Source organism: Nibricoccus aquaticus, from assembly GCF_002310495.1.
Lineage (GTDB): Bacteria > Verrucomicrobiota > Verrucomicrobiia > Opitutales > Opitutaceae > Nibricoccus > Nibricoccus aquaticus.
Genome location: NZ_CP023344.1, coordinates 3,232,366 through 3,248,488, shown reverse-complemented (window position 1 = coordinate 3,248,488; position 16,123 = coordinate 3,232,366). Strand labels below are relative to the sequence as shown.

Below are 16,123 nucleotides of genomic sequence, written 5' to 3'. Positions count from 1 at the left end.
CGCTCCGCACATCAACCGCTTTTCTCCGCCAGCACCGGCACCGGCCCGCCTAATGCCTGATGCAGCGCGATGCGCAGACTCGTGAGCCGGCGCTGCTCGCGGATCAAGCGCTGCTCGAGCGCGTACAACTGCTGCGTCGCCGATAATACCGGCAGATAATCCGTGAGCCCCGAGGTGTAGCGGTTCGTCGCCAGCCCCAGTGTCGCATCGAGCAGCTGCTTGCGCTCCTGCAATCGCTTCATCAGCTCCCGCTGCTTCGCCTCGGTCCGCACCAGCGTATCCAGATTCCAAACCGCACGCACATACGCCTGCGAAAAAATGGCCAGCCGTTCCCGGTAAACCGCCTTCGTGCGCACCCATTCCTGCCGCCTCTGCCCCCAGTCGAGCAACGGTTGCACCAGATCTGCCGCAAACGTCACCAGACTCCCCGACGCTCCTCGCCCCTCGATGAGAACACCCTCGGCCGATAGCGTCAGTCGCGGCAATCGCTCCGCGAGCGCCCGCGCCGTCTCCGCATCCGCCGACACCAGGTCCGCCTGCGCCGCGCGCAGATCTGGCCGCATCCTCAACAGATCATCCGGCCTCCCCAGCATCTCCAGCTCTGGCAGCGTGGGAAAAACCGCCTGCGCTCCGATCGTCCCCAGCTCCCGCGCCCCGGGCATTCCACTGAGCAACGCTCCCAGTTGATTCTGAAGATCCATCAACAACGCCTCCACCGTCGGTATCTGGCTATCCACTTCAGCCACTTGCGCCTGCTGCTGCAAAACATCGAGCCGCGAAACCAGTCCCTGCTCATAACGCCGCTCAATAATGCGCAGCAGATCGCGCGAGGTCTGCTGCTGCTTCGCCAGCAACGCCAGCAACTGCCGCTGCTCGATAATACCAAAATAACTCTCCGCGATGCTCACACTGAGCGAGAGCCTCACCACTTCTCTGAGACTTTCCCGCGCCCGCACATCCGCCGCGCGCGCAAGCCGCGCACTGCCGAGGCGTTTGAAAAAATCCACCTCCCACGTGATCTCCGCCCCGGCCTCCCAGCCATCATCGCGCAGCTCGCGCCCTTTCGCCGCGAGATCGCTGTCAAACGCCCCCGTCAAATTTAGCTGCGGCTTCAAAACTCCTCCCGCACGCCGGTACACCGCCAGCGCCTGGTTCAGCCGCTCACCCGCCGCCACCACGTCGAAATTTTTTTCCAGCGCATCCAACGTGAGCGCATTCAACTCCGCCGACTGGAAACTCAGCCACCAGCCCTGCTGCGCTTTTTTAGCCTCATCCTTTTTCTCGGCCCCGCTACCCTGCGGCGCTGCTCCTACCAGCGGTCGTGGCGCGAGATCTACCTTATGCACCGCGCAACCCGTGAGGGAAAAAGCACCGGCCAGGAAAATCAGAACTCGATACGAGGAGCCGCTTCGCGAAACCGGCAGACGCTTCCTGTGTAAGGTAAACAGTGGGACCATGAGAGGGAGACCGCAGTCAGCAGTCCCCAAGCCGCCCCCGGCCGAACCGCCTGAGTTGAGAAATACGCAACCCGGCCATGAATGGGTTGAATAGTTTTTAATCACCCACCCCCTCCCCGGATTGGCACGGCCTCGGCATATCACGTGCTAAAGCTGCGATTCGCTGGACCCGTACCAACCAGACACGGGGCCATAGAAACAACTCCCGCAGCCACACGAAGGATTCTCCTTCCACAGCCAGGAGCTCACATAGCAGACAGACCATAATCGCTCAGTATCTTAATATCACCTACAATGCTCGCACACCAACCTATCGCATTCCTCATGGGCCAGTCCCCCATCGAACTGTTCGTCCACGGCGGTCCCATCATGTGGCCCATCCTGCTCGTCTCGTTCGTGGCCGTCACCGTCGTGCTTGAGCGCGTCGCCTTTCTCTTCAAGGAGAACAGCACCCGCGAACCGGAGCTCGCCGCCAAGATGCTTGAGCTTGTCGAGGAAGGTAAAATCGACGCCGCCCTCGGCCTCGGCACCCCTAGCCAGGACTACGTCGCCCGCATCCTCGTCTACACCCTGAGCCAGCCCGAGGACGCCCGCTCCAGCTCCTTCGCCCGCGCCGCCAACATCGAGATGCAGCGCTTCCAGCAGGGCCTCCCAATTCTGGATACCTGCATCACCGCAGCCCCGCTCCTCGGATTGCTCGGCACTGTCGCCGGCATGATGGCCACCTTCGGCGCACTTGGCGAAGGCGACATCGGCGCCAGCGCCGGTAAGATCACCGGTGGTGTCGGCGAAGCCCTCATCGCCACCGCCTGCGGTCTGGTCATCGCCATCATCGGCCTCCTCCCCTTCAACGTGCTCAACGCCCGCATCGAAAAAGCCCGTCACGATATCTCCGACGCGTCCAACGCGCTCGATGTCGCCACCAAGAAGCTCGAAAAGAGATCAGCCCTCGCGGCCCGTTAACCTGCCTATCACATGAGCGGCACCAGCACAGGTTTCTCCTCCACCGCACCGGCGAAGAAGGCACGCATCGAGATCATCCCGCTGATCGATGTCATCTTCTTCCTCCTCGCGACCTTCGTCCTCTTCACGCTCTCGCTCAACCGCTCGGGAGGCCTGCCAGTGATCCTGCCGGCCAGCCTCACCAGCGAATCGAGAAACTCCCAGGGCGCTGTCACGATCTCGTTCACGGCAGAGGGCTCCATCGGCTGGGATAAAGACCTCATCACGCTCGATGAATTTATCACTCGCCTGCAGGCCTACAAACAGACCGAGCCCGATCCCCGCATCCTGATCAACGGCGACGAAACAGCGATGTTCTCCCAGAGCCGCTACGTCATCGATGAAATCCGCAAGGCCGGCATCACCAAGGTGCTCCTCGAGACCCGTATCAGGTCCACGGATTCCTAAGTCAGCGCCAACCTAACACCCGTCAAACTCACCCATCCACCATGTCTGTTTCCACAGGCGGACAATCCGCAGACGGCGTTAAAAAAGCCCGCATCGAAATCATCCCATTGATTGATGTGATCTTTTTCCTCCTCGCCACCTTCGTCCTCTTCACGCTCTCGCTTAACCGCATCCAGTCGCTCCCGGTCGACCTGCCCCAGGCCCAGCCTTCGGCCAGTAAAAGCCAGGAAGACGACATGATCGTGATCCAGCTCTCCGAGCCTGGCACCGCCTTCTGGAACAAAGAGTCCATCGCCTACGCCGAGATCGAGGGCCGTCTGCGCGCCGCCCTGCAGGCCAACCTCAATCCCCGCGTGCTCATCACCGGTGACGACAAAGCCCGCTACGGAGCCGCCGTCCAGGCCTTCGACGAGGTCCGCAAAGCTGGCGTCACCCAGGTCTCCATCGAAACCACTTACCGTCCTTCCGGACGCTGATTCATGCGCCGACACATCATCTACGCCATCCTCGGTTCTACCTTCATCCACGGCGGCCTCGCCATGTCCGGCTACCTCTTCAAAGAAAACGAAGTCGTCGCCGCCCCCCAAGAAGCCGTACCGACTATCGAGCTGGCCCAGATGCCGACGCTCGAACCCGAGCCACCAGAGGTCACCGAACAACCCAGCGACGCCGAGGCTTCCTCCGAACCCGCCGACATGGCCCCACCGATGCAGGCCGACACGCCCTCCGTCTCGCTCGACTCTCCTTTCGTTCAACAAATCCAGCCTCCGCCTCCTCCCGGCGTGAACCGCCCCGCCGGCGTCATCACCATTCCCGCCGGTCGTCCCGCCACCGGCACCGGCGGCGGCGGTATGAAGAACGTCTTCGACCTCGCCAGCCTCGACCAGAAACCCGTCGCCACCATCCAGCCGCGCCCCAACTTCCCCTTCGAGTTAAAGCGCGCCCGTATCAGCGGCCAGGTGACACTCCTCTTCATCGTCGATTCCAACGGCGAGGTCCGCGACCCGCAGGTCGTCAACTCCTCCCACCGCGAATTCGAGCCCGAAGCCCTCAAGGCCATCCTCAAGGCCAAGTTCCGCCCGGGCAAAAAATCCGGCAACGCTGTGAACACCCGCATGCAGCAAACCATGGTCTTCAACGCCGCCAAATCATGACCCACGCATCCGCCGTGCCCTACCGCCTTTCCCGCCGCCTCCTTCACGCAGTCCTCCTCGCAACGGCTCTCCACGCCCTGCCGGTCCACGCGCAACAAGGCGCCGAGCCGCCCGCCAAAGAGGTCTCCGAAAAGGTCAGCGAAGAGTTCGCCAAACTCCGCCCGCTCATCGAAGCGAAGAACTTTCCCGAGGCGCTCACCCTCATCGACGCCACTCTCGGCGGCGTAAAAACCGAGTCCTACGATTTCGTCCTGCTCTCGCAGATGAAGTCCCAGATTCTCCTAACCACGGGAGAAATGAACAAGGCCGCCGCCCCGCTCGAACAATCACTCGGTGTCGCCCAGAAGTACGACTTCCTCCCCGCCACCGCGTACTACGATCAGTACTACCTGCTCTCCCAGATCTTCTATCAACAGGCCGCCGAGTCCAAAGACTCCGCCACTCAAAAGGCCGCCTTCGAGAAATCCTACGCCTATCTCCAGAAGGCCATCCCGCTTGCTCCCAAGCCCAGCGTCGATCTCCAGATTTTCTCCGCCTCGCTGCTCTACAACCAGGCATCGCTCAGCGGCTCATCCGACACCGCCAAATTCCGCCAAGCCATCGCCGAAGCCCGCAAGGGCCTCTACCTCGTCGTCAAACCACCTGAGCAGCTCTACCAGTTTCTCCTCTCGTCCTATCAGCAGCTCGGCGAACTCGAATCCGCCGCGGAGATCCTTGAGCTCATGCTTCTCGAGAAACCCGAGAACACTCAGAATTGGCAGACGCTCGTCGCCACTTACATGAACCTCGCCGCCTCCGCCAAAGACGAGGCCGCCGTTCAGACCTGCAATCTCCGCGCCATCATCTCCATTGAGCGCGCCCAGTCCCACGGACTCCTCTCCAGCCCCGCCGAGAATTACACCCTGGTCGCGCTCTACTTCAGCATCCAGCAATTCGCCCGAGCCTCCGAGCTCCTCGAAAAAGGCCTCAAGAGCGGCGCCATCGAGAACCAGAAGAAAAACTGGGAGCTCCTCTCCAGCGCGTATCAACAAATGAAACACGAGGACCGCGCCCTCGACGCCCTCAAACGCGCCACCACCGCCTTCCCGCAGGACGGCCAGCTCGAATTTCTCATGGGCCAGCTCTACTACACCCAGGGCCGCGTCGCCGACGCCTACACGCACACGCTCAAGGCCAGCGACAAGGGCCAGCTCGACAAGCCCGGCCAGACCTACCTCTACCTCGCCTATCTCGGCTACGAACTCGGCAAACTCGAAGAAGCCGCCCGCTGGACCGAGCAAGCCTCCCAGCAAGCCGACATCAAACCCACCGACGTCGCTCCCATCAAACGCGCCATCACCGACGCGCTCAAAGAGCGCGAAGAACTCCTCGCTCCCTCCAAAGCCTGAAAATCTCCTCCTATGAACAAACTCTACTTCGCCGCTCCTCTCCTCGCGATGCTCGTCTTCACCGGGGTCTTCATGACCTATCAAAGCGGTGCCAAAGAGCGTCAGGCCATCGTTGAGAAAAAAGAAAAACAGGAAAAAGCCGACAAACTCAAAGCCGAGGCCGAGGCCAAGACCAAGGCCTTCGCCGACGCGATGAAAGCCCAGGAACTCCGCAAAAAAGAACGCGCCGAAAAAGACGCCCGCGACCTCGCCGAAAAAGAAGAACGCCAGGCCGCCCTCGATCTCCGCGACAAAACTTTCCGCGAGCAGGACAAACTCGCGAAACAGATGGACCGCTTGAAAAAAGAAATCGAAACCGAGAAGGCCGCCACCGCCAAAATCCAGGAGGGCATCGCCTTCATCGAGGCCGAACAGTCTTTCCTCCAGGGCTTCATCACCAAAGCGCGCGAGAACATCAAAACCCTCGAAACGCTCATCACCCAGATCGCCGCCGCCGAGACTTCACGCGCCGCCGCCGCCGCTGCCGCCGCCACCAAAAAAACCTCCTGATCGCCTTTCCTCATGAATCGTTTCTACATCATCACACCGATCGTCCTGATGACCCTCTTCGGAGTTGTCTTCTGGCAGCACTCCAAATCCTCCGCGATCGAAGCCAAAGCCGAGGCCGCCCGCATAGAGCAGTTCAAAGCCGAGGCCGAGGCCAAGAAGCAGGAAGCCATCGACAAGGCCAAGGCCGACGCCGAGAAACGCGCCGCAGCCCGCCTCGCCGAAGAGCAGCAGAAAGAAGCCGAGAAACGCGCCAAGTGGAAAGAAGCCGGCGACCGCATCTCTGCGGAGATCGCCGCCAACCAGGAACTCGCCACCAAGAACGCCGCCGCCCTCAAATCCCTCGAAGCCGAGCTCGCCACCGCCCGCTCCGCCAAGGACGCCATCGCCGCCAAGTCCTTCGCCATGACCCGCGAAATCGAGAGCCACCGCATCGCCAAACGCGCCGCCGAGATGGAAATCCAGCGCCTCACCGAGATGGTCGCCCGCAAAGCCGCCAGCACCTCCATCGCCTCCGTTCCCTGATCTCAGGCCACTCCCAACACAGTCACAATCCCGCTCCTTACCGAGCGGGATTTTTTGTGCCCGTATCTCAACTACGTACTCATTTCATCGTCCCGCTATAGGCCGCTCACATTGAAAAATAATCTACACCCGCCAGCCGGTGATGAATTTTTCAAAAGCCGCCGTCACGGCGCACGTGCTGGCACCCATCGCGCTAATGGTCATTCGCCTCCTGAACCACCCTCAGGCCCACACCACACACGAATGAACCTAACACGCATCCAAGACATCCATCGCCGGCGCCGCGCGCGCCTGCTGTTCGCCGCCCTCTGCTGCCTCACCGGCAGCTCTGCCGCTTTTGCGCAGGCCACCACTCCGGCTCCCGCCACCGAAGCCTCCGAGCCCGTCGTTAAAATGGAAGACCTCGAGACCGAGGCCGGCGAAGACCCAAACATGATCATGCCGACCCAGCCGCTCCAGGGCGCGCTCGGTTTCTCCAAAGATCTCGTCCTCACGCCCCGCTCCGTCACCACCATCAGCTCCGACCTCGTCGATAAGATCGGCATCCGCGACGGCGACCAGCTCTCCCGCATCGTCCCCGGCACCTACACCGTCAACCGCTGGGGCATCGCCGGCTCCACCCAGCTCCGCGGCCTCCCCGCTGACACCTACCTGCGCGGCATGAAACGCATCGATGCCCAGGGAAATATCCGGAACGTCATTACGATGTGGGAAAACGTCGAGATCGTCCGCGGACCTCCCTCGCCCATCTTTGGCAACGGCCGCATCGGCGGCTACACCAACTACACTCCCAAGTCTGTGCGCGGCACCACCGGCCGCTACCTCGAAACCTCCAGCGGCAGCTTCAGCGGCGTCATCGGCTCCTACGACCGCGTCGAAGCCCAGTTCAATTACGCCCAGCCTCTCTCCATCAAGGGCATGTCCGGCGGCTTCCAGGTCTTCGGTCTCGTCAACGACTCCGAGAGCTACTTCGAGGATAACTTCCAGCGCGACCGCGTCCTCCAGGCTTCTCTCGCCCTCAACCTCAATCCCTCCTGGCGCCTCGAAGCCGGTGTCATCTATCAGCGCGCCATCAACGCCGGCCAGGCCGGCGCCAATCGCGTTGACCAGACCTCCTTCGACGCCGGTACCTACCTCCGCGGCTCGGCCCTTGTGAATCTCGACACCAACGGCGACGGCGTCGTATCCGAACGCGAAATACAACAAAGCCGCTCCCTCACCGGCACCACCCCCGCCCGTCCGCTCTCAGTGAGTTTCGGCACAGTCAGCCAGCTCCGCGGCGCCAACTCCATCATCGGTGCCCCGCAGACCCTCATCAATCTGCTCAGCACGCCCGCCTACGCCTCCGTCGCCGCGACCGCGCAAGGCCAGGCCATCCTCGCCGCCGGCCCCATCCGTTTCGCCGACGGCTCTGCCGCCACCTCGCTCATCACCAACCTCAACAACACCCCCGCCGGCTTCTTCCTCAATCCCGCTGAACTCCAGTACGTCGGTCGTGACTGGTCTCTCGTAGCTATCGAGGAAAAGGCCGACGGTTATACTCACACCGGCTATCTCGACTTCATCGACGACTCCGATACCGACGCCACCCAGAAGCTCCAGTTCTTCTACGACTATCAATACCAGGAGAAGGAATCGCAGCTCCCGTTCAATCAACGCCAGGAGATCAGCGTCGTCGAGGCCAAGTACACCGCCACCCGCAACGCCACCAATATCCCCGTCCTCAACAAACTCCCCGACTGGGTTGATCTGAATCTCCTCGGTTCCGCCAATCTCCGCTTCTCTGATGCCTTCCGCATCGCGACCAGTGGCGATTACGACCACCGTCGCGATCTGGTCCGTGGATACACGCCGACCGATACCTTCGCCTCCTTCGTGCGCACCGGCGATAGCTCCTTCGCGACCGGCGAGCCCATCAGCTCCAATGTCTCCTCCGACTACATGGAGACCGGCCTCGGCGCCATGGTCGATCTAACCCTCTGGGAACGCCTCGGCATCACCGGCGGTGTCCGCAAAGACTGGATCGACATCACCACCGACGAAGGCGCCCAGTACGCCCGCGGCGGCACCACCGCCACCGGCTCGAATGTCGCCGCCGCCTCCACCGGCGTCCACAGCGCCCCGCGCAGCATCAGCAACAAGGACAACGCCCTCTCCCACTCCATCAGCGTCAACTTAAAGACTCCGTGGGCCGGCTTCACTCCGTACTACACACAGGCCAAAGCCTCCTCCGCCCTCACCGGCACCTTCCAGGAAGTCTCCTACTCCAACGTCCTCACCGGTGCCATTCTCGCCGAAGCCTCGCTCAAGGAAGCCGGATTCAAAGGAAAGTTTTTTAAGGACAAACTTTTCTACTCCACCTCCTTCTTCGACCAGATCCGCAGCAGTAACGTCATCCAGGAAGGCGAGAGCTACAACCGCTCCAATCAAAACAAGGGCATGGAGCTCGAATTGCGCTACCTCCCCACCCGCCACTGGTCCTTCATTGCCAGCGCCACCCGCCTCATGATTGATCGCGTGAAGCTCGACCCGACCCAGACCCGCACCGCCGCCGTCACCGCGAATTATCTCGGCGTGAGCGACATCAAGGACGCCAACGGCAACGTCATCGTCCCCGCCAACGCCTTCCTCTACGGCGGCAACGCCTTCGTCACCATCCCGAATTCGGATGCCCGATACGACAAGTTCGGCCAGTACCCCGGCTGGGTGCTCGGCTCCTTTGTCGGTTACTCGTGGGACAGCGGCTTCAGCGCCAGCTGGAGCGCCAACTACGTGGACTCCGTCGCCGCCTCCTCCGAACTCCCCGACCTGTTGACGCTCCCGAGCTACCTCACGCACAACCTCACGGTCGCCTACGACCATAAGCTCTGGCGCGCCTCGCTCACCGTCCGCAACGCCCTCGACGAGGAATACTGGGTGCCTAACAACGGCTCCTTCGGCGGCACCCTCCTCCAGCCCGGCCTCCCGCTCAACTTCGAGTTGTCCGTCACCCGTCGCTTCTAAGGACCGCGACTTATCCAAGTCGCATGGGGCTCCGCTCACCCGGCCAGCCCCCTATCCTCCTCAAAACCCCGCCTCCACCCGAGGCGGGGTTTTTCGTGCCCAAACACCCACTACATGTCTTCGACTCGTTTCGTTACCACCCGCCGCCCTCCACATCCGCTGCCCGCACCACGCCGCAGCACTTCTTCTCGCTGCACAGGTTGAACAAAAATCCCTGCCTCTCGCCCCTTGATGAATTATCCGAAACCCCCGGGAACATTCCCTGCCTTGGCATCCGTTCGGCTAAGCCTCGCCCGCTTCCATCAGCAGCCATCAAGCAACCAGAAGCCCACACACTAATGAACACATCGCGCACCAAAGACACTCACCTCCGACGGCAGTCCCGCCTGCTCTTCGCCGCCATCTGCTGCCTCGCCAGCAGTCCCTCCATTTTCGCCCAGACACCCGCACCGGCCGCCGACGAACCCGCCGTGAAACTAGACGACCTCGAGACCGTCGCCGGTGAAGACGTCAATTTGATCATGCCCACGCAGCCGATCGAAGGCGTCCTCGGTCTCTCCAAAGCCCTCGTGGACACGCCCCGCTCGGTGACCGTCCTCAGCTCCGACCTCATCGACTCACTTTCCATCCGCAACTCCGAAGACATCGCCCGCCTCGTCCCCAGCACGTATTCCAACTTTCGGTACGGCCTTCAGGGCAACGTCAACGTCCGCAACGTCACCTCTGACTTCTACTTTCGCGGCATGCGCCGCATCGACCCGCAGGGCAACTGGCGCACCGTCTTCGCCGCCAACGACTCCATCGAGATCGTCCGCGGTCTCCCCTCCCCGATCTTCGGCCTCGGCCGCATCGGCGGCTACATGAACTTCAATCCCAAGACCGCCCGCCTCGGCAAAACGGGCAAATACCTCGAAAAGCCCACGGGCAACACGAGCTTCACCATCGGCTCCTTTGACAAACGTATCGTCACCGCCGAAGTCGGCGGCCCCATTCAGATCGGCGGCAAGAAGGGCGGCTACCACGTCTTCGGTTACATGGAGAACTCCGGCAGTTACTATAATAACTCTCCAAAAATCCGCCAGGAACGCGACCAGCAGGAGATCGTCCAGGCTACTCTCACCCTCGACATCACTGACAAGTGGCGCATGGAAACCGGCGGCGTCTCCCAGTATTCCCGCGGCGGCCTCCCCGGCGGCATCAACCGCACCACTCAGGAGCTCATCGACAAAGGCAAATATTGGAACGGCGGCTTCAGCTACAAACTCGACACCAACGGCGACGGTTACATCGGTGACACTGAAATCCTCACCTCCTACTACGGCGACGGCGTCAACCGCCCCGGCAACTACGCCCCCGGCAGCCAGCAGCTTGGCGTCACCGGCACCGGCAACGTCAATCCTTCCCTCCGCTACATCGGCCAGAACAACTCCCCGCTCTTCCGCAACATGCCCTGGCAGGGCGGCGCCGTTAACGGTGGCACCATCACCATGGCCCAGTTCAACGCCGGCTACACCGACCTCGCCGGTAACGCCCGCCAGGGTCATCAACTCATGATCTACGGCAGCAGCCTCGCGAACGGCATGCCCAACACCGCGAACGCGAAAGTGGCGTTCTACATGCCCCGCGCCTTCGACCTCGACCCCTCCAGCTGGCAGCTCGTCGACGTCGATTACTCCAAATCCTTCGGCGAAGATTTCTACGAAGCGCGCGTTTACACCACGTTCTTCGACTTGGTGAATGACTCCAACCCCGACTTCACCATCAAGGCCCAGTTCCTCGCCGACTACCACGACCAGGTGAAACTCGGCCGCAATCCCTTCTCGCAACACCAGGAGGTCTTCACCGCGGAGGAAAAAATCACCGTCACCAAAAAGTGGGCCATCCCCGGCGATTGGCTCACCGCCACCTCCTTCGCCTCCGCCAACTTCCACTACTACGAAGGCGGCCGCATGACGGACAATACCGCCGACATCGATTTTCGCCGCAGCCTGATGGTGGGATTCACCCCCAACGACACCTTCAGCTCCATCCTCCTCGATCCCACCTGGAACGGTTCGCAGAAATCCGTCGCTGAGGACTCGATACAGACCACCGCCGGTATCGGCTTCGCCACGGATTTTTCGTTCTTCGAACTCTTCGACCTCTTCGTCGGTGGCCGCACTGACCATGTTGACGCCAACAGCTACGTGCCCGCCGGTCTTTTCCTGCGTAACGGCAACGGTGGCATCTCCACCGCGTCCGTCGTCAAAGGCTCCGACCACGACTACTCGTACTCGGTCTCGCTCACCTACCGCGCGCCCTTCGGCCTCCGTCCGTACCTGAGCTACGCCGACAACGCCTCGCTTCTCGTCAACGCTTCCACTGGCGCCGTCGCTCAAGCCAACGTCCGCACCAACCTCCTCGCCCGTACCGAACTCAAGGAAGCTGGCATCAAGAGCACGCTGATGAAGGGTCGCCTCTTCAACACGCTCTCCGTCTACCGTCAGACCCGCGCCTCCTTTAATCCGGAGGACGGCGACGGCGGCCTCAGCGCCACGCTCGGTGAAGGTATCGAATTCGAACTCCGCTGGATCGTGAACCAGAAGCTCAGCTTCCTCGCCGGTGGCAACTGGAGCAAAAACACCTACCTGCCCGGCTCCTCCCGCGCCGTCACCGCCAGCGCCCGCTTCTTCGGCTTCCCCGACGTCGTCGATGCCGCCGGCAACGTCCTCATCCCCGCCGAAGCATTTGGATACGGCGGTCGCCTCTCCAGCACCATCTCCACCGAGCAGGCCAACACGATCTACAACGAGGTCGAAGGTTTCCCGCACCGCGTGCTCAACCTCACCGCCACCTACTCGCCGGTCAAAAATATCGATCTCCGCTGGACCGTTTATCACCAGGGCTCCTACAGCACGGACCGCCTGAAACAGTACAACGTCCCCGAAGCCACCGCGCACGACGCCGGCATCACCTGGAGCAACGAGCAGTGGGAAGTCCGCCTCAACGTGGCGAACGTCTTCGACAAGCTCTACTTCAACAAAGGTGCCTTCTACTGGGTCAGCGCCCGCATCCCACGCAGCTACGAACTGGCCGTAAAACGCTTCTTCTAACGCAAGCCTCCCAAGGCGGCCGGTCCCAAACCCGGCCGCCTTTTTCTTGTGTAACCACTTTCCGGGCACACCCAGCCGTCCCACATCCGTCCGCATCATCGCTTCCCATGAATCGCCTCCTCCCCTTGAGCGTTAAGCGTTCAACGTTAAACGTTGAGCGTTCTCCGTCCGCCTCCAGCCCTTCGTCATTCGGCCTTCAGAATTCGGCCTTCCGCCTTTTCCGCCCCGCCCTCCTCGCCTGCGCATTGGTCATTGGTCACTGGTCATTGGTCACTCCAGCTCAGCTTCGCGCAGCGGAGGTGAGCCTGTCCTCCGCCACCATCGAAGACTTCAATAAGGCATTCTCCGCCGGTACTCTCACGTCCGAAAAACTCGTCAGCCTCTACCTCGCCCGCGTCAAAGCCTACGAGCCCGCGCTCAACGCCGTCATCACGCTCAACCCCAAAGCCCTCGACGAAGCCCGCTCGCTCGACGCCGAGCGCAAATCCGGAAAAGTCCGCAGCCCGCTCCACGGCATCCCGGTTGTTTACAAAGATAACTATAACACGTTCGACCTCCCCACCACGGGCGGTTTCTACGGCCTGAAAGGTTCGATACCGCCCAAAGACGCGACCATCACCGCCCGACTCCGCGAGGCTGGCGCCATCATCATCGCCAAGGTCAACACCTCCGAATTCGCCTCCGGTGGCGCGATGAGTTCCCTCATCGGCCAGTCGCACAATCCTCACGCCCTTGATCGCACGCCTTCCGGCTCCTCCGGAGGCACCGGTGTCGCCATCGCTGCCTATTATTCGCCGCTCGGATACGGCTCCGACACCGGCGGCTCCATCCGCGGCCCTTCCACCAGCAACGGCATCGTCGGTCTCAAACCCACTCACGGCCTCCTTTCCCGCGCGGGCATCATCCCGCTCGCACTATCATTCGACACCGGCGGCCCCATGACCCGCTCCGTGTATGACATCGCCATCTCCCTCAACGTCACCGCCGGCGAGCCTGACCCGCTCGACGACGCCACCAAGAAGAGCGTCGGTAAAGTCGCCAAGGACTACACCGCCTTTCTCAAGAAGGACTCCCTCAAGGGTGCCCGCATCGGTGTCGCCCGCGACTTCATGGGCCAGGACCCCGAGGTCGATGTCACCATCGAGTCCGCCCTCGCCGTCATGAAAGCCCAGGGCGCCATCCTCGTGGACATCAAGTACCCGCCTATCCTCCTCGGTATGCGCGGCGATCTCTACAACGCCATCCGCCGCCCCGAGTTCAAAGCCCAGATCGCCGACTACCTCGCCACCCTCAAGCCCGGGTATCCAAAGAACATCGACGACCTCCTCGCCCTCTCCGAAAAAATCAGCGCCGTCTCCCCCGAGGGCTACTGGCCAAACCCCGGCCGCCTCGCCCTCTACCGCCAGGAAGCCAAGGCCGCTCCGCTGACCGATCCTGCTTACCTCGCCGCGAAGACCCACGGCCTCGCCTTCGTGCGCGACACGATGCAGGCCCTTCTCGATAGCCAGAAGCTCGACGCCATCGTCTATCCCACGAGCCCGCGCCGCCCTGCGCTCATCGGTGAAGTTCCCGCCGCGGGTGCCGACGCCCGCCCTTCAGCGACCAACTACGCTAATCTCTCCGGCTTCCCCGACTTGATCGTCCCCGCCGGCTTCACCTCCAACGGCCTGCCGATCGGTATCAGCTTCTTCGGCACCGCCTTCAGCGAACCCAAGCTCCTCGCCCTCGGTTATGCCTACGAGCAGGCGTCGAAAAACATCCGCGTCCCCAAACACGCCCCCGCCCTCCCCGGCGAAACCATCACCTACTGACCACACCGTCTCCCGCGCATCACTCACCACCGCCACGGCACGCTTTTCCACCCCATGCCTTCTCTCTTTTCCACTCACCAACGGACTCTCATCCGCCGCCTTACCTTCGCTTTGGGCTGCGCATTCGCCGCTCCGTTTCTCTCCTCCAGCTACGCTCTCGATCTCGAAACCGCCACCATCGCCGACTTGGAAGCAGCGATGGCCAAAGGCACGCTCACCTCTGAAAAGCTCACATCCGCCTACCTCGCCCGTATCGCCGCTTATGACAAGCAAGGCCCGACGCTCAACACCGTCATCACGCTGAACCCCAAAGCGCTCGACCAAGCCAAAGCCCTCGATGCCGAGCGCAAGTCCGGGAAAATCCGCGGCCCGCTCCACGGCATTCCCATCGTACTCAAAGATAACTTCGACACGTTCGACCTGCCCACGACAGCAGGCTCGCAACTCCTCGCAGGTTCCATCGCGCCCGACGACGCCTTCGTCGTTAAAAAACTCCGCGACTCAGGCGCCATCATTCTCGCGAAGCTCAATCTTTCCGAATTCGCCGGCGGTGGCGGCAGCGTCAGCGGCGCCAAAGATCCCGCCGTCCTCAAAGCCGGTGCCGTCCCCAACGGCTCCAGTTCGCTCGGAGGCCAGACGCTCAATCCGCACGATCTCACCCGCGGTCCCGCCGGCTCCTCGGGCGGCACCGGCTCCGCCATTGCCGCTGTATTCGCTCAGTTTGGACTGGGCTCCGACACCGGCGGCTCCGTCCGTGGCCCGTCCGCTGCCAACGGCATCGTCGGGCTGAAACCCACGCACGGCCTGCTCTCCCGCGATGGCATCGTCCCGCTCGCCCTCACCTTCGACACTGGCGGGCCAATGGCTCGCAACGTTTACGACATCGCCGTCTCCCTCAATGTCATGACCGGCGTCGACTCCCACGATGACGCGACCAAAAAGAGCGCCGGAAAATTTGAGAAGGACTACACAAAGTTCCTCAAGCCCGGCTCGCTCAAAGGCGCTCGCATCGGCGTCGCCCGCGATTTCACCGGCAAAAACCCCGAGACCGATCGCGTGTTCAACGAAGCCCTCGCCACGCTTACCAAGCTCGGCGCCACCGTCATCGACGTGAACTATCCCGCCTATCTCCTCGAAGGTCGTGGCGGCATCTACTCGCTGATCATGGCCACCGAGTTCAAGGCCCAGATCACCGACTACCTGAAGACAACCTCCGCCAAGTATCCGAAAACGTTCGACGATCTCGTCACTCTCGCGAACGACCCGAAAACAGGCTACAAGGCCCCGGGCAAAGCCTACGCGCTTAAGTACACCGCCTCGGTCGCACTCGACATCGACGATCCCGTTTACCTCGCTGCGAAAAACGAGGGCCTCGCGCTCATCACCGCCGCCGTGCTCGCTGTTTTCAAAAACGAAAAGCTCGACGCCATCGTCTATCCCACCGGCACCCGCCCGGCCGCGCTGATTGAATCAACCACGCCGCCCGCGCCAACCGGTACGACCGACTCTGCCACCAGCATCGCCAACCTCACCGGATTTCCCGACCTGATCGTCCCCGCAGGCATGACCAAAGACGGCCTCCCCGTGACGCTCTCCTTCTTCGGCCCCGCTTTCAGCGAGGCCAAACTCCTCGGTTACGGCTACGACTTCGAGCAAGCGACCAAAGCCATCGTGCTCCCGAAAACCACGCCAGCCCTACCCAGCGATAAACTCTGATCGAAACGCATCGCCCTCACT

12 protein-coding genes are annotated in these 16,123 nt (G+C 62.0%); 11 read left to right on the top strand and 1 reads right to left on the bottom strand.

All coding sequences use genetic code 11. The features are described 5' to 3' along the window. Positions 1-11: 11 nt before the first annotated feature. On the bottom strand, positions 12-1,346 hold the full coding sequence (locus CMV30_RS12940; protein ID WP_175414866.1) for a TolC family protein: 1,335 nt from the start codon (positions 1,344-1,346) through the stop codon (positions 12-14). Positions 1,347-1,781: 435 nt separating this feature from the next. Between CMV30_RS12940 and CMV30_RS12935 the strand changes: the two genes are divergently transcribed. From CMV30_RS12935 to CMV30_RS12885, 11 genes are all read left to right on the top strand, one after another. Continuing rightward, a complete protein-coding gene (locus CMV30_RS12935) occupies positions 1,782-2,420 on the top strand; it encodes a MotA/TolQ/ExbB proton channel family protein (protein ID WP_245844177.1) in 639 nt (212 codons plus the stop codon). Positions 2,421-2,432: 12 nt separating this feature from the next. Further along, positions 2,433-2,867: an ExbD/TolR family protein gene (locus tag CMV30_RS12930; protein ID WP_096056428.1), complete on the top strand. Its 435-nt coding sequence runs from the start codon at positions 2,433-2,435 to the stop codon at positions 2,865-2,867. A 41-nt stretch (positions 2,868-2,908) separates the two neighbouring features. Next, on the top strand, positions 2,909-3,343 hold the full coding sequence (locus CMV30_RS12925; protein WP_096056427.1) for an ExbD/TolR family protein: 435 nt from the start codon (positions 2,909-2,911) through the stop codon (positions 3,341-3,343). 3 nt (positions 3,344-3,346) lie between these two features. Next, positions 3,347-4,021: an energy transducer TonB gene (locus tag CMV30_RS12920; RefSeq protein ID WP_096056426.1), complete on the top strand. Its 675-nt coding sequence runs from the start codon at positions 3,347-3,349 to the stop codon at positions 4,019-4,021. Beyond that, positions 4,018-5,409: a tetratricopeptide repeat protein gene (locus CMV30_RS12915; protein WP_096056425.1), complete on the top strand. Its 1,392-nt coding sequence runs from the start codon at positions 4,018-4,020 to the stop codon at positions 5,407-5,409. Before CMV30_RS12920 ends, CMV30_RS12915 begins: the two co-directional genes overlap by 4 nt. Positions 5,410-5,421: 12 nt before the next feature. Continuing rightward, positions 5,422-5,958 (top strand): hypothetical protein, encoded by a 537-nt coding sequence (locus CMV30_RS12910; RefSeq protein ID WP_096056424.1) that lies wholly within the window; start codon positions 5,422-5,424, stop codon positions 5,956-5,958. A 12-nt stretch (positions 5,959-5,970) separates the two neighbouring features. Beyond that, positions 5,971-6,480, top strand: a complete 510-nt coding sequence (locus tag CMV30_RS12905) for a hypothetical protein (RefSeq protein ID WP_096056423.1) — start codon at positions 5,971-5,973, stop codon at positions 6,478-6,480. A gap of 243 nt (positions 6,481-6,723) precedes the next feature. Continuing rightward, positions 6,724-9,483 carry a TonB-dependent siderophore receptor gene (locus CMV30_RS12900; RefSeq protein WP_096056422.1) on the top strand — a complete coding sequence of 920 codons (2,760 nt, stop codon included), beginning with the start codon at positions 6,724-6,726 and terminating at the stop codon, positions 9,481-9,483. A 338-nt stretch (positions 9,484-9,821) separates the two neighbouring features. Next, positions 9,822-12,575 carry a TonB-dependent receptor plug domain-containing protein gene (locus tag CMV30_RS12895; RefSeq protein WP_175414865.1) on the top strand — a complete coding sequence of 918 codons (2,754 nt, stop codon included), beginning with the start codon at positions 9,822-9,824 and terminating at the stop codon, positions 12,573-12,575. Positions 12,576-12,682: 107 nt separating this feature from the next. Beyond that, the gene (locus CMV30_RS12890) at positions 12,683-14,386 is read left to right on the top strand and encodes an amidase family protein (RefSeq protein WP_096056420.1); all 1,704 of its coding nucleotides are present in this window, start codon (positions 12,683-12,685) and stop codon (positions 14,384-14,386) included. A 54-nt stretch (positions 14,387-14,440) separates the two neighbouring features. Continuing rightward, the gene (locus CMV30_RS12885; RefSeq protein WP_096056419.1) at positions 14,441-16,102 is read left to right on the top strand and encodes an amidase family protein; all 1,662 of its coding nucleotides are present in this window, start codon (positions 14,441-14,443) and stop codon (positions 16,100-16,102) included. Positions 16,103-16,123: the final 21 nt, after the last annotated feature.

Coding starts and splice junctions, on each gene's coding strand:
- CMV30_RS12905 (WP_096056423.1), top strand. CDS start 5,971: ATGAATCGTTTCTACATCATCACACCGATCGTCCTGATGACCCTCTTC.
- CMV30_RS12925 (WP_096056427.1), top strand. CDS start 2,909: ATGTCTGTTTCCACAGGCGGACAATCCGCAGACGGCGTTAAAAAAGCC.
- CMV30_RS12935 (WP_245844177.1), top strand. CDS start 1,782: ATGGGCCAGTCCCCCATCGAACTGTTCGTCCACGGCGGTCCCATCATG.
- CMV30_RS12920 (WP_096056426.1), top strand. CDS start 3,347: ATGCGCCGACACATCATCTACGCCATCCTCGGTTCTACCTTCATCCAC.
- CMV30_RS12895 (WP_175414865.1), top strand. CDS start 9,822: ATGAACACATCGCGCACCAAAGACACTCACCTCCGACGGCAGTCCCGC.
- CMV30_RS12930 (WP_096056428.1), top strand. CDS start 2,433: ATGAGCGGCACCAGCACAGGTTTCTCCTCCACCGCACCGGCGAAGAAG.
- CMV30_RS12885 (WP_096056419.1), top strand. CDS start 14,441: ATGCCTTCTCTCTTTTCCACTCACCAACGGACTCTCATCCGCCGCCTT.
- CMV30_RS12900 (WP_096056422.1), top strand. CDS start 6,724: ATGAACCTAACACGCATCCAAGACATCCATCGCCGGCGCCGCGCGCGC.
- CMV30_RS12915 (WP_096056425.1), top strand. CDS start 4,018: ATGACCCACGCATCCGCCGTGCCCTACCGCCTTTCCCGCCGCCTCCTT.
- CMV30_RS12890 (WP_096056420.1), top strand. CDS start 12,683: ATGAATCGCCTCCTCCCCTTGAGCGTTAAGCGTTCAACGTTAAACGTT.
- CMV30_RS12910 (WP_096056424.1), top strand. CDS start 5,422: ATGAACAAACTCTACTTCGCCGCTCCTCTCCTCGCGATGCTCGTCTTC.